This is a genomic window from Candidatus Limnocylindria bacterium (genome assembly GCA_036523395.1).
GTDB lineage: Bacteria > Chloroflexota > Limnocylindria > P2-11E > P2-11E > CF-39.
On record DATDEH010000102.1, the window covers coordinates 13770 to 26296 of the forward strand.

Annotated in this window: 16 protein-coding genes; 9 read left to right on the plus strand and 7 right to left on the minus strand. The window is 63.7% G+C overall.

What is annotated here, in order from left to right; genetic code table 11:
• Positions 1 to 2 precede the first annotated feature (2 nt).
• From VI056_12815 to VI056_12825, 3 genes are read right to left on the minus strand one after another with little or no spacing between them, the layout of a single operon-like run.
• Positions 3 to 710, minus strand: a complete 708-nt coding sequence (locus tag VI056_12815; GenBank protein ID HEY6203908.1) for a cytochrome c biogenesis protein CcdA — start codon at positions 708 to 710, stop codon at positions 3 to 5.
• Positions 707 to 1147, minus strand: coding sequence for a cupredoxin domain-containing protein (locus VI056_12820; protein ID HEY6203909.1), 441 nt, complete (start codon positions 1145 to 1147; stop codon positions 707 to 709). The genes VI056_12815 and VI056_12820 overlap by 4 nt, the downstream gene beginning before the upstream one ends.
• Positions 1137 to 1811, minus strand: a complete 675-nt coding sequence (locus VI056_12825; protein HEY6203910.1) for a hypothetical protein — start codon at positions 1809 to 1811, stop codon at positions 1137 to 1139. Before VI056_12825 ends, VI056_12820 begins: the two co-directional genes overlap by 11 nt.
• 135 nt (positions 1812 to 1946) lie before the next feature.
• On the opposite strand from VI056_12825, the gene VI056_12830 reads away from it, so the two are divergent.
• The 3 genes from VI056_12830 to VI056_12840 are packed head-to-tail and all read left to right on the plus strand — an operon-like array spanning position 1947 to position 3273.
• Positions 1947 to 2183 carry an SHOCT domain-containing protein gene (locus VI056_12830; protein ID HEY6203911.1) on the plus strand — a complete coding sequence of 79 codons (237 nt, stop codon included), beginning with the start codon at positions 1947 to 1949 and terminating at the stop codon, positions 2181 to 2183.
• Positions 2183 to 2701, plus strand: coding sequence for a cupredoxin domain-containing protein (locus tag VI056_12835; protein ID HEY6203912.1), 519 nt, complete (start codon positions 2183 to 2185; stop codon positions 2699 to 2701). The genes VI056_12830 and VI056_12835 overlap by 1 nt, the downstream gene beginning before the upstream one ends.
• 2 nt (positions 2702 to 2703) lie before the next feature.
• Complete coding sequence (locus VI056_12840; GenBank protein ID HEY6203913.1) at positions 2704 to 3273, plus strand: pyridoxamine 5'-phosphate oxidase family protein; 570 nt, start codon at positions 2704 to 2706, stop codon at positions 3271 to 3273.
• 153 nt (positions 3274 to 3426) lie between these two features.
• On the opposite strand, the gene VI056_12845 is transcribed toward VI056_12840, so the two are convergent.
• A complete protein-coding gene (locus tag VI056_12845) occupies positions 3427 to 4443 on the minus strand; it encodes an IS481 family transposase (GenBank protein ID HEY6203914.1) in 1017 nt (338 codons plus the stop codon).
• A 326-nt stretch (positions 4444 to 4769) separates the two neighbouring features.
• Between VI056_12845 and VI056_12850 the strand changes: the two genes are divergently transcribed.
• The gene (locus VI056_12850; GenBank protein HEY6203915.1) at positions 4770 to 5198 is read left to right on the plus strand and encodes a hypothetical protein; all 429 of its coding nucleotides are present in this window, start codon (positions 4770 to 4772) and stop codon (positions 5196 to 5198) included.
• Between the two features lie 12 nt (positions 5199 to 5210).
• On the opposite strand, the gene VI056_12855 is transcribed toward VI056_12850, so the two are convergent.
• Positions 5211 to 5618 (minus strand): hypothetical protein, encoded by a 408-nt coding sequence (locus VI056_12855; GenBank protein HEY6203916.1) that lies wholly within the window; start codon positions 5616 to 5618, stop codon positions 5211 to 5213.
• A 110-nt stretch (positions 5619 to 5728) separates the two neighbouring features.
• Positions 5729 to 6496, minus strand: a complete 768-nt coding sequence (locus tag VI056_12860; protein ID HEY6203917.1) for a hypothetical protein — start codon at positions 6494 to 6496, stop codon at positions 5729 to 5731.
• Positions 6497 to 6977: 481 nt separating this feature from the next.
• On the opposite strand from VI056_12860, the gene VI056_12865 reads away from it, so the two are divergent.
• Together VI056_12865 and VI056_12870 are read left to right on the plus strand one after the other, a co-directional pair.
• The gene (locus VI056_12865) at positions 6978 to 7550 is read left to right on the plus strand and encodes a hypothetical protein (GenBank protein HEY6203918.1); all 573 of its coding nucleotides are present in this window, start codon (positions 6978 to 6980) and stop codon (positions 7548 to 7550) included.
• Entirely contained in the window at positions 7543 to 8532 is a 990-nt protein-coding gene (locus VI056_12870) for a tyrosine-type recombinase/integrase (GenBank protein HEY6203919.1), read from the plus strand. Before VI056_12865 ends, VI056_12870 begins: the two co-directional genes overlap by 8 nt.
• 344 nt (positions 8533 to 8876) lie before the next feature.
• Here VI056_12870 and VI056_12875 read toward each other — a convergent pair whose 3' ends face one another.
• Entirely contained in the window at positions 8877 to 9380 is a 504-nt protein-coding gene (locus tag VI056_12875) for a hypothetical protein (protein ID HEY6203920.1), read from the minus strand.
• Between the two features lie 788 nt (positions 9381 to 10168).
• Between VI056_12875 and VI056_12880 the strand changes: the two genes are divergently transcribed.
• From VI056_12880 to VI056_12890, 3 genes are all read left to right on the plus strand, one after another.
• Complete coding sequence (locus VI056_12880) at positions 10169 to 10645, plus strand: sigma factor-like helix-turn-helix DNA-binding protein (GenBank protein ID HEY6203921.1); 477 nt, start codon at positions 10169 to 10171, stop codon at positions 10643 to 10645.
• A 254-nt stretch (positions 10646 to 10899) separates the two neighbouring features.
• Positions 10900 to 11370 (plus strand): hypothetical protein, encoded by a 471-nt coding sequence (locus VI056_12885; GenBank protein ID HEY6203922.1) that lies wholly within the window; start codon positions 10900 to 10902, stop codon positions 11368 to 11370.
• Between the two features lie 328 nt (positions 11371 to 11698).
• Positions 11699 to 12505: a replication-relaxation family protein gene (locus VI056_12890; GenBank protein HEY6203923.1), complete on the plus strand. Its 807-nt coding sequence runs from the start codon at positions 11699 to 11701 to the stop codon at positions 12503 to 12505.
• The last annotated feature ends 22 nt before the right edge of the window (positions 12506 to 12527 follow it).

A 12527-nucleotide genomic window follows, 5' to 3' on the forward strand; every position in this document is an offset into this window, starting at 1 on the left:
GCTCAGATGACCGCGAGGGCCGCCAGTGAGACGAGCGCGGTCGTGAGCCCCAAGGCGAGCTTCAGCGATGCGCGGTTGTGCAGCTGCCAGCGCGTGAGCGCGCGCATCGCGGCAGGAGTGGCCGCGGCGCCGAGCAGCAGGATCAGTGGTACGACGAAGGCGAAGTTGTAGACCACTAGGTAGCCCAGCGCCAGACCGAAGTCGTTGCGGCTCGACAGCAACGCGAGCACGGCGATGTACACGTTTCCCGAGCACGGCACCGTGCAAAGGCCAATGAGCGATCCAGCGACGAATAGACCTGGGAGCGACGCGCGGGATACCCAGCTCTGCGCCCGGCTGTGCAACATCGGTGGCATGCGCAGTCGCTCGCCGAGCTCCGGCAGCAGTGCCTCCTGCAGCGCGAGGACGCTCCAGCCGATCGCGACGACGGCGAAGATCTTCGTGCCGAGATGGTCCTGGCGAAGCGCGCCGGCAAAGCCCATGAGGCCGAGACCGATCAGGAGATACGTTATGAACATCCCGGTCACATAGGCGGCGCCACCCTTGAACAGAGCACGTCGGCGTTCGCCGAGCCCGCCCTCCATCGTCGCGCCGACAGCGAGCAACGTTGCAGACACGAAGACGAGCAGCACGGCGATCGCACAGGGGTTGATGCCGTCGACCAAACCGGCGAGGACGACGGTGGCGAGATTGAGATCGACTCCGCTCATGCCTTGAGCTTCAACAGGCCCTGCATCGACGGGTTTTCCTTGCCGCCGCAGCACGTGTCGCAGTAGAAGGCGTAGTCACCGGCGGCGGAAGGCGGGATCGTGACGACCTGGGTCGTCTCCGGTTGTACCTTCGCGTCGACACCGAGCTTCACGATCGTGAAGCCGTGCACGCCGCCGCCGTCGGTGTGATGGCTGCTGTCGGGGTTCACGATCCGGACACGGACCAGCCGATCGGCCGGTGCCGAGATCGTGGGGGGCGTGAAGCCGCCCATGTCGATGCGGAGTTCTACGTCGACCGGGGCAGGGTCGGCTGTGGCGAGCTGCTTCGGCCATAGTGCGGAGATCGCGCCACCGGTGACCGCAAAGGCGAGGATCGCGAAGATCGCGGCGCGGAAGCCAAAGTTCGATGACCGCCGCAGCGGTCGCTTACGAGGCATGCACGCTCTCCTTCTCCGCCTTCAGGTCTGGCACGGCGGATAGCACGTCGACAAGTCCCAGCAGGTTCAAGACGGGGTCGCGGAAGTACGCGCCACGGAGTTGCATCTCGTAGCGCGCGAGGCGCTCGCGAATGAAGTGGACGCAGTGAGACAGGTCGATCGCGAGGACGCCGCGCGCGAGCGACGCTGACGAGCCCGCGAAGGCAGCGATCCGGATGCGGCAGGGATGGCTGGCCGCGGTGATCGTCTCGACTACACCCTCGCGCGCAAGCGCGGCGGCATGCGTGGCGAGCATCTGCGTGGGACAGCAGCCGGTGCGTCGAAGGGCGAAGCGCAACACGTCGGTGTCGTGATAGCCCTCATTGATCTGCGCGCGACCGCGTTTGACCTCCGCAATGAGCACTTCTGTCCGCCACGGGTCCGTCTCAAGCGTCGGGTCTCGCCCGAGCAGCAGGTCACGCGCGTGAGCACCTTTGCCTGGCAGGAGCTCGGCCGCGTGCGGCAGGCGGACCGCTAGAACATCGAGTTCGGTCGCCGCGCGATAACCCTGGCGATCGGCGACCTGGACCGGCAACTCGGTGAGCACGAAGAAGCCGTTGAGCTGCAGGTACGCAGCCGCGATCGCGACCGAGCTGTCCATCACGCGCCCAGCCTTGCGGCTCACGCTGGGGACAGGCTTGGGCGGCTCTTGGAACGCTCTGAGAAAAAGGGTTCTCAGCGGGGCTTCAGCGGACCGCAAGGGACGGCTCAGAACGCTGGGCGACCCTTGGTCGCGGGGTCAACTGGAGGTCCCCGCGAAATGCCGATGATGAATGGCTACTGGTTCGGCCTAGGCGGTCTCGTCATGGTGCTGTTCTGGATCTTCGTGATCGCCGGGATCGTTTGGCTGGTCCTCGCGCTCAGCCGGTCGCAGCCGCGCGCGTCCGATGACGGCCGCAGCGCTGCGGTCCGGATCCTCGAAGAGCGTCTTGCGCGCGGTGACATCGACGCCGAGGAGTTCCGGGCCCGCCGCCTGGCGCTCGAGGGACGCCAGTGATGAGAGCGCAGCGTATCGCCGGGTTCGTCGCGCTCGGATCTGGCCTACTTCTCGTTCTCGCGCTTCTCGTGTCGGCGCTCGCTGGGCCGACGGCGCTCGCGACCACGAACTCGCGCGCGTCCTGGCCGATGGGACCGGGAATGATGGGCGCCGATCACATGGGGAACGGCATGATGCGCACGGGCCCTGGGATGATGTGGTCTGGCTCGTCAGGACCGGCGGCCACCGCCATTCCCGGCGCGCCCGAGGTCCGCGTTCAGGCCGCGAACTTCAGCTTCAGCCCGAACGAGATTCGACCGCCCAAGGGCTCCGACGTGAACCTTACGTTCACGAACCCCGCGGGTACAGGTGTGGTCCATGACTTCTCCGCCCCTGCGCTGGGCATCCACATCGCTGCCAACCCCGGGGAAACGAAGACCATTGGACTGCGTGGGCTCGCAGTCGGGCGATACGACGCGTACTGCAGCGTGCCCGGTCATGCCGATCTCGGTATGCGCGCGACCGTGGTGGTCGAGTAGAGATGGCACAGTCGACAATGAGGGTTGAGGCGCAGGCTGCCGACGTGACTTCAGCCCATCGCGCGAAGGTGTCGGCGGAGGCGCTCCGCGGCCGAATCCGGTCCCAGCACTTTGCCATCCTCGCGACCACCGGAACTGACGGCAGCGCGGACTCCGCCGGCGTCAGCTACGGAGCGGTCGTTGAGAGCGGCCAGCTCGTGCTGTATGTCATGACCCGTCGGCATCTGCGCAAGGCGCGCGACATCGCTCGCCAGCCGCGGGTATCACTGGTCATTCCGATCCCTCGCCGACTGCTGTCGTTCATGCCGCCGGCGACGGTGCAGTTGCGGGGAGAAGCCGAACTCCTGCCACAAGACGACCAGCGCGGGACGCTCGCGTTCCAGGGCTTCTTCGTCGGGCGGCGTATCCTCGCGGCCTATCGAGCCATGCGGCTACGCGGCGACGACCGCACCTGCTTCGTGCGCATCGCGCTCGACGCGACCGCACGCTCATACATGGTCGGTACAAGCCTGTGGCAGGTCATCCGCCACATGGAAGCCGGCACAGCGACGACCGACCTGACAGCGAAGTAGCCAGGAGCGGCGGCCAGAGTCGCTGCGCCTAACGCATGGCAGCGCGATCGCCTCGAAGTCGAGCTAGACCTCAACTGCAAATACTCGTCGAGCCCGTGCGCTTCTCAGGGCCATCGATCGCGTGGCGGGACTCACTGACGCTCTTGCGCGAGCTCACGAGCGATTTCGGGAAATCCCGAACACTAGGCGTGGAACAACAACGATGGGACCTGTAGCCCGGAGGGTGTGCAACTGACGGTGTCCGCTGACACCGGGGTCCTTCATCTTCGAGCGTAGTCGCTCGTACGGCGTCTGCCCTCCGAGCGCACCATGCGGACGCTCGAAGTTGTAGAAGTCCTCCCACTCCTGAAGCTTCGTGGTGAACACTTTGGCGTCGTCGACCACGACACCGTCGAGGAGGCGATAGAACTCTTCGGCGTCGATGCGGTGCGAGCGCTCAACCTTGCCGTTGAGCCGCGGGGTGCGCGGCCGGATGTACACGTGCTCGATGCCCAGATCCTGGACGTGCCAGTGGAAGGCGGCCGCGAACTCGGAGCCGTTGTCGGTCTGGATGCGCTCAACGCGGAAGGGCAGCTTCTGCAGCACGTAGTCGACGAACTGGATCGCGCTCTTCTGGCCGAGGCGCTCGTAGACCCGCAGCACGCGCAGGCGGGTGCAGTCATCGATCGCCGTAAACTGATAGTGCCGGCGCCGCGAGCCCTTGAGCGGCGCGATGAACTTCACGTCGATCTGCACCTGGTGGCCCGGCTCGGGTTTCTCGTAGCGCTGCCAGCGCTTGTGGTACGGCACGTGGCGCTGGGACGCCGGCAGGCGGCTGAGGCCCAGGCGCCTGAGGATGCGCCAAATCCCGGAGGTGCTGACCACCAGCTCGTGGTAGCGGCGCAGGTACATCGCGATCTTCTGCGGCCCGAAGTGGTACGTCTGGCGCAGATGCACGATCTTGCCGACGATCTCGGTACTGGTGGCCTGGGGGCTGTGGTGCGGACGACGAGAGCGGTCCTCGAGACCGGGCACGCCCTTCTCGACGTAGCGTCGCAGCCAGACGTAATAGCTCTGCCGCGTGATCCCGTAATAGCGGCAGGTCAAGGCGACGTTGCCGCTGACTTCCCTCGCGTGACGGATGATCGCCAGACGCCGTGTCGCGGACCTCGCCCGCTCTTTATCGGTCACTTGGATCCCTCCTCTTTTGGGCGGACCAAGTGTCAACGACGTCCGTCAGTTTTAGACACAGTAGCCCGGAGGGGATTCGAACCCCTGACCTCTTCCTTGAAAGGGATGGGGTCGAGAGAAGCGGCCTGGCGAATACTCCAAGCACGAATCGATACGGGCATCGACGCGCAACGCGCATCAGATAAGCGGCCAACGAGGTCACTGAGGCGGGCAGCAGGCCGTCTCACTAGAGTCAAGTCGCCATGAGTAGCCACGGGGACGCGGCGCGCAAGCCACCCGCGTCGAAAGCGTCACAGCTGCCTTCACGAACTCCGATCGTGGTTACGTTGCGGGGCGAGGGAGGAGCGGAGATCCAGATTGAGTTAGTCGGTCGCGCGCACCCGGAGCAGCAGGACTACTGGGACGGCAACTGGCTACGGACACGTGTGAAGGTGCGGGCGGGCGGATTCCATGGAGAGTTCGAGCCTGAACTGCGGGTCGAGGAGTTCGTTCGACTGCGAGACGGCGTGCGGGTGTGTATGACAGACCTGCGAGGCACGTTCGTGTTTGAGACGATGGAGGACCAACTCGAGATCACGGCGAAGGGCGATGGACTCGGTCATTTCCGCGCGGAGTGTCGCGCCGAAGACGTGGCGGGCATCGGCAACGAACTGACCTTCACGATCGACCTCGATCAAACGTACTTGCCGCCGCTGGCGTCACAACTCGACGCAGCGCTGAAGGTCTTCCCCGTTGTGGGACACCCCGGGGCGTGAGCCTGACCGCACTTACTTGGCCGAGGCGATAAGCCAGCCGGAGAGAAGTCCCAAACCAAATCCGAGAAGGACAAACGCGAACTCGACGAATGTACGTGGCTTTCGAAGCTCATCAACGACCCTAGTGCGCCAACCGCGCCGCTTCTCCTCCTCTTCTAGGTCGCCCGCAGCAGTAAGCCAGTAGCGAATATCTGAGATCTTGCCTTGGTCACCTGCCGCGATTTCAACCGCTCGGAATCCATGGAGTTGCGCGATGGCCTTCTCGAATGCCGAGACCGGAACGGACCACTTGCGCTCTATGCAGTAGCCAAGAATCTCAGGCTGTGTCGCGTGGCCCCGCCATCCGGGCCGGCGCGCTAAGTCGTACAAGGCCGCTCGAACGAGCTGAATTGCCTCGCCGGTTGTCTTTGGCTCTGCCACTACTCGTCCTTCCCGGCCGCGATCATTCGTCGAACATGATTGCCATTTGCCGATTGATGTTAGGCAACAGACCAGGGTTCCACATCACTGCGGCGGCTCGCGCGGTCGATCTAGTCGGGGTCCGCAATTCGCTCAGAGCGGAGTATTTCGATGCCTCGCAGGTGTTCCGCATAGTTGGTACTCCGTTTAGGCGCTACGAGAACGACATCGTCGAAACCTCCGTCGAGCATCTCTTGGATCGTGACGTGCCAATACGCTTTGCCAAGGTCGATTGCTTTCCATTTGTCGTCGGCGAGGGTGGCGCGGCGAACGACCGCTTGCGTTGCCGGATCACGTCTTATCAGACGCGCCGGGACGCCAATCAGCGTTATCTCCGCCGCCTGAGCCTCACGAATGTCAATTGCCCAGTCGACTTGCTCGTAATACGCCGCATTCGCCTGTTTGAACTGCTGGTCCCGCTCGGGGTGGCTTTCGTCGTCAAAGAGGTGGGTGTAGGGCCGGCTGATCAGCGTCCCGATCTTGCCTCGCAGCGTGACGTGCTTGAACACTGCGCCGAAAACGAGGAGGTGGGTCCGCGCGCTCGTGCGAAGTCCGTCAATGATGGTGTCTTCGACGATCGCGCCATTAAGGTAGGTCGCGTGGACCGAACAGTCGACCAAACGGCAGTTGCGAATGACTGGACGGTTAGCGAGATCTGCCCGCACAGCGACGGTGTAGTTGTCGAAGCTGCAGCGAATGAACTCAAAGTCGCTGCATACCTGGCGGCGGCGTCGAAATGGAGCGGCAGAAAAGTTGGGGCCAGTTACAACTTCGCCCTCTAAGCGCGAATACTTAGTTATCGGCCCACTAGTGATTGTCTTTCGGTCGAATCGTTTCACCCGCCGGGCATTTTCCCACGGGGATCCCGTCACAGCCCCGCGCTGATCGCGCCCCCTCGTAAGCGGGAGCATCGCGGGCGGTGGTACGCGGTCGCCACCGCCGAAGGCGGGGGCGCGCGTGCGCCGGCCGCGAGCCTCGCGCGAACGAGGGGCGCGATCAGCGCGCGCAAGAGATCGCAGCAGGATCGCGTGTCTGTAGATCGCGCGTAGAGAAGCGGCCAATCCTCTTGACCAGCCGCTAATGCGTGACGTAGTTTCGGCAGCACTCAGAGGTTCCGGTAGCCAGACCGGCCGAGCGGCGTGTGTAGGCACGCGGACGTATGCGATGTGTACGTCCAACCGATTCGCGTGGCCTTAGTCACAGGATCGGTGGCGACCGAATAAGGCGTGGCCTACACAAGGGTCCGAGAAAGCCTCAGAGCGGTTTTCCCCCATCCTTGACTAGCGAAGCTGCGCCCAACACACGAAAGAGGCGCAGCGCGTGGCTGAAGCGGCAAGAGGACACACGGCGTGCACGCTGGACTGCTGGCCGTGTCACCTCGGCTGGTGGATCGCGAACACGTGGCAGTGGCAAGTCTTCGCCACGCTCACGCACCGAGATCCGGAAGTGCTACGCGGCGCCTTTACGCACGTCGGAGTCGGCGGCGCCGAGCGGCAGCTCATCCGCTGGTGGGATCGCTCCATTCGTCCGCGAGCTCCGGGCGCGTTCGCGTGGTTCCAAATGGAAGCGCACAAGGCGCGCCCAACGCCTCATTGGCACGGCCTGATCGGTGGGCTGCCGTCCGATCTTCAACGGTCGGACATCTGGTCAGAGTGGTTCAAAGCGCCGCGTGGCGGCCTCGCGCGACTCGAGCCCATCCGTGACGTCGATGGTGTTGCGCTCTACGTCGCCAAGTACGTCACCAAGGACCTGGGCAAGCCGTGGTTCCTGGGCAATCTGCGTGACGCTCGTAGACTCGCTCGCGGCCTGCTGCCCGCCGGGAAGGAAAACGATGACCGGCGTTCGGACCTTTACAACTCGATCACGACCGATGAGGTGGGCGGAGATGCGTGATGAACGCACCGCTCTAGTCGATGTCGTTGAGAGCTTCTTCATTCACCGCAACGACCTGTCGGCGGCTACGGCAGCCAACTATCGAATCGCAATCGCGCAGTTCGTGAGGTGGTGCGGCGCATCGCTTGGACGACCGCCGACCATTAGCGATCTCGAGGGAGGCACCGTCGAGGCTTACCTGCATTTCCGACGCGTCACCGTATCCGCACAAAGCGCACGGAGTGGATGGGTGGCGCTTCGATCACTTGCGAAGTTCCTCGCTGAACGACGAATCCATCACGACAACGGCGACTCAGTTCTCCGGCTGGTGAGACAACCGAAAGTCAAGGACGAGCCACGTCGGGCGTTGACCGACGAAGAGATGTGGCGTGTCCTCGAAGTTTCCGCCACCGGCGAGATGGGGCTGCGTGACAAGGCTCTCGTGTGGACGCTGCTCGGCTGTGGGCTTCGGCGTGCCGAGGCGGCGAACCTCCGGTTCTCCGACGTCAAGGTGCATGACCGGACGCTTCACGTAAGGGCGCAAACGAGCAAGTCAGTCCATCCACGCGACGTGACCATTCCGATTGAGACAGCGAAGGTGTTGGACGAGTACCTCGATCAGCGCGAGGGCGAAATCGACGCGGACGCACCGTTTTTCGTTGATCGACACGGGCGGGCTCTCTCAGGGAACGGGATCCGCAAACTCTTCGAACGCCTCAAAGTACGTTCGGGCATCCGCGACCTGTGCGCTCACATCAACCGGCCGACATGGGCGACGAACTTTCATCGGTCTGGCTCGGGCTCGCGATTCGATCTCATGGTCGAGGGCGGATGGACAACGGGACGGATGGTCGAGCGGTATACGAAGGCAAGACCCGTCGAAGAACGACGACGCGCTCCGTCACCGTTCACGGCATCACGGAGTGCGCGGAAAGAGAAGAGGCCGTTAGAGAAGCGGCCTTCACATCAGATAAGCGGCCTGTTCGGGAAGCGCACGGCCTAAGCGACCAATAACGACGCGGGTCTGTAGCCCGGAGGGGATTCGAACCCCTGACCTCTTCCTTGAAAGGGAGCAGGCCTAGGGAAGCGACCTAGCGATGAAGTTACGAATGAAAGACGCGCCGGACCGGCCAACTCCGCGCGTCAGGAAAGCGGAGCTCACAAGGATCACAGGAAAGGAAGCGGCCTGGGAAGCCGCGCGCACGTTGCGCGGCGCGCGGTCGGCGAGTTGGATCGCTTCCCTGCCGGGGCGGAAGATCGCAACAACGTCCTCCGCCCCCGGCCACATCTACCAACGAAGCGAAGCCGACACGCGACTTGCGAACCCGTCGTGACGCGAGGGTTGCCCTATTTGTAAGCGGTTAGCGTGCAGTGAGCGGGACCCCAATCGTACGAACCGCCGCTCGAGATCGAGTGGTCGCTCTCCGTGAAGTACGTGTGCTGCGTCTCCCACCACCAACGCCAATCCTGCGCCGAATAGCGTTCAGCGTTGGTGCCGACCAGGCTGCTGACACCCCAGTAACTTACGAGATTCCCGTCCTTGTAGAACTTCGCCCCGGACGGTGACATGAACACACTGAGGGTGGCCGTCGCGTTACTCCTCGTCCAGCCTCCACCCCAAACATACGTACCGGATCCGGGATAGTCGGTCCAGAAAACGCCACATTGAGCGTCGGAGTACAGGTGGCTCGTCGGCAGCGCAGATGAACTCCCCGGTACGCGGCGAAGACCCAGGCGCGCAGCTGTTGTCTTACGCTGCACGATGAGCGCGCCTTCGTCGACGAGTCGCAACATTGCGGCGGATCGGCGAAGGACCGCCTCCCGCATCCGTGCCTCATCCGCCACGGTCACCGTGGCAACCTCCTCCCAGGTCTGTGGGATTCGAACGCCCACGGACGTGGCCGTGATAGGACCGGTGATATCGCCCCATCGCGGAGGCGCGGCGAACGCATCCGTTTGTCCCATAAGCGCGAAGGACGCCAGTACGACGAGCATGGCCCTGAAGTTCTTCTTTGCCATCACTTGACCCAACCTTTCGTGTAATTTCGTTTCGTTGGCGTATGAGTGGTATAGAGCCGCTAACCTTGGGGCAAGATGGCATTCAGACCAGTAGTCATTCGGCTAGCCAGGTAGGCGGCAAAGTGAGGCGAGGTTCGAACCTCGGACGAGCGAATGAAAGAAAAGAAACCGCTCACTCCAAAACAGCGCCGGATCATCTACCTCCTGCTCGACGGTTGCATAAGCAAGCAAATCGCCGCACTCATGGGCATTTCAGAGGCAGGAGTAAAGAAGCACCTCGAGAGCCTCAGACGGCGATATGGCGTGAGCACGCGTTCCGCACTCATGAGGAGCGCGATCGAGTCGGGGGACGTTCGACTCGGCCTGCGTCGACGGCTTGGCGGATAGGAGACGAACGTCTCGCGATAGCATCGATCCTCGATATCAGCGACCGGTCGAACTGGCGCTCGCACCAACCTTGTGAAGCCGCGGCAGGGCCCAGCACTCTGCGCCAGAGAGCTCCATGCGGGTGGCAAGGCGAAGAGCTAAGCGGTCGGGGCTCAACACGCACCCTGGGCTCGTCAGACGGGTTGAGTGCAGACCATAACGCTGAGAGCCCCTTCAAAGCTCTTTAGTACAGGGTGAGCGTCATCGAATCGCACGAGCGCTCCGTCGCGACCGCGCTGCAGGACGAAGATCTATACAAACGGATCTTCCGTGCGCTCGTCGCGGTCGGCGCTAGTACGGACGAGGCAAGCGACGCGCTGCAGGACGCGTACGAACAGGCACTTCGCCAATCACAACCGCTGCAGCGCGTTGAAGGATGGCTATTCGTCGTGGCCCAGCGGCGATGGCGGCGTCAGCGGATACGACGTCTCCTATTTCGTCCACTCAACGCTGCCCGTGGGCACGTAGCAATCCCGATTGAACCCGGCGGAGTTCTGGCGGAGGTGCGGAAGCTTCCGATGCGACAACGGCAGGTCTTCGTCGCTCGTCATGTGCTCGGACTGAGCAATGATGAGACCGCGAAAGCACTCGGCATTGCCGACGGCACAGTCTCCGCGACCAACCACCACGCGCTGCACACATTACGCAAACTTCTGGGAGGTGAGATATGACCGGTCCTTCGCTCTCGGATCAACGCATCATCGACGCACTGAACGCCGAACTCTCAACGATCCCGGTACCGCACCGGAGTACGCCGAGAGCGCGTGCGGACAACCGACGGGGCGACCTTCAACCGCGCGGCCGGCTAATCACGTTCAAAGACGCGCTTTGGACCCAGCGTGTGTCGGAAGCCCCGAGATACAACGGGATGGCAATTGCGATTCCGATGAGAGTCCGGCGGCGAAGTCTGGCACCGTGGCTCTTGGTGGCTGTGTTAGCCGCGGCGGTGGCGATTTACGGACCGGCCCTCGCACGTCAGTTCAGTGGCGGTGGCACACAAGTCACGCCGCTTCGGCCGCCTACCCTTCGTCTGAGCCTTTCGGCGACGTCGTACGAGGTTGGCCAAACCGTCTCCGGCGAGATTACGGTGACCAGTACCTCCCCAAGTACCGTGCGGGAACTCTCGGTCAGCGTCTTCCCCGTTGGTGCACGCCAGGCTGGCGTCAGTGAAGCGTCGGTCCGTACGAGGCTGTTGGTGATTCCAGTCAACTCGTCGACCGTCGCCGGATCAAGCAGCCGCTACCAGTTCACCTGGGATCAGCATCGAGACGACGGCACATTCGCTTCAAGTGGCGACTACGTAATTACGGCGCTGCTGATCAGCCAGACCGATCAGGGCAACTCGCACGTCTCCGCAACGGGCTTTGCGAACGAAGTCACGGTGTCGCTCCGTTAGCCGGAAAACGCTGGCGCCCGTGAGTCGAGCGTGTCGGATACTCCGGTAGAGCGGCCGGTCGGAGGCGATTTCGACAGGTCGGTCGGTCGCTATATTCGGATCCCGAGTGCCAGGACCTGACCCCTTCTGTGACGCGCGTCATGTAGCGGTCGGAGCAGCGGCCGTATGAAGTTCGGGCATGGAATGGCCAGCACACGAACGGCACCCTACGGTTGCTACTCCAAGTGTTACTGCGCCGCTACTCCGAGTAGCACGCAGAAGCGACAACGACGCCGCAGCTGACGCGAATTCGCAGCGGACTGCTCCCGCCCGAACCTCGTCCTCGCGCGTGGACGCGACGCTTCGCCTGCTCGGGGCGTTCCGGGCGATTCGGAGAGACCAGCTCGAACGATTCCTCCTGGCGAACGAGGCCATCACTTCCCCATCCCGCCGGGTTGCCGCCTTCCGCATCCTCGGCGAACTGCGCGAGCGTGGGTTCGTCCAGGCGGTCGTGCTGCCCGGTACTGTCGCCACCGCCGGCGCGACGCGCGCATACGTCCTCACCTCCGCAGGACAACGTGCATACGCCGCCGACGACGGCGCCTATCCGCGCGGCATCCGCCGCCCGAGCATCGTGCTCCTCGACCATGCGATCGCGCTCGCGGACATCGCGCTCGCCTTCCGCGACGGCGCCGCTCGCGCCGGTGACATCGAGCTCTCGTGGCAGGCGGACTGGGAGATCGTCCACGAGCTCGGTTGCACGACGGTCATTCCCGACGCGTTCGTGACCCTCGAGCGCGGCGGCTGGCGAACTCGTGCGTTCATCGAGGCCGACCGTGCAACAGAACGCGAGCGTGCCTTCGCGAACAAGGTGCGGCGCTATGTCGAGCTGTACCGCGACGACCGGTGGCGAAGTGTGCTCGGGACCTGGCCGCTCATCCTCACGGTCACGACGTCTGAGAAGCGTGCACGTTCGCTCTGTCGCCTCGCATTCCGTGTCGCCGAGGCCGAGGGCGGAGCGCGGATCCGGCAATCGTTCCGTTTCGCCTCGCTGGATGAGCTCTTGCGTCGAGGTGCGTTCGACGAGATCTGGCACATGGGCCCCGGCGCCGAACGCGGTCTCCTCCTCAACGCGTCGGAGGCGGCTCCACGGTGACCTCGGGACCAGCACCGCGGGC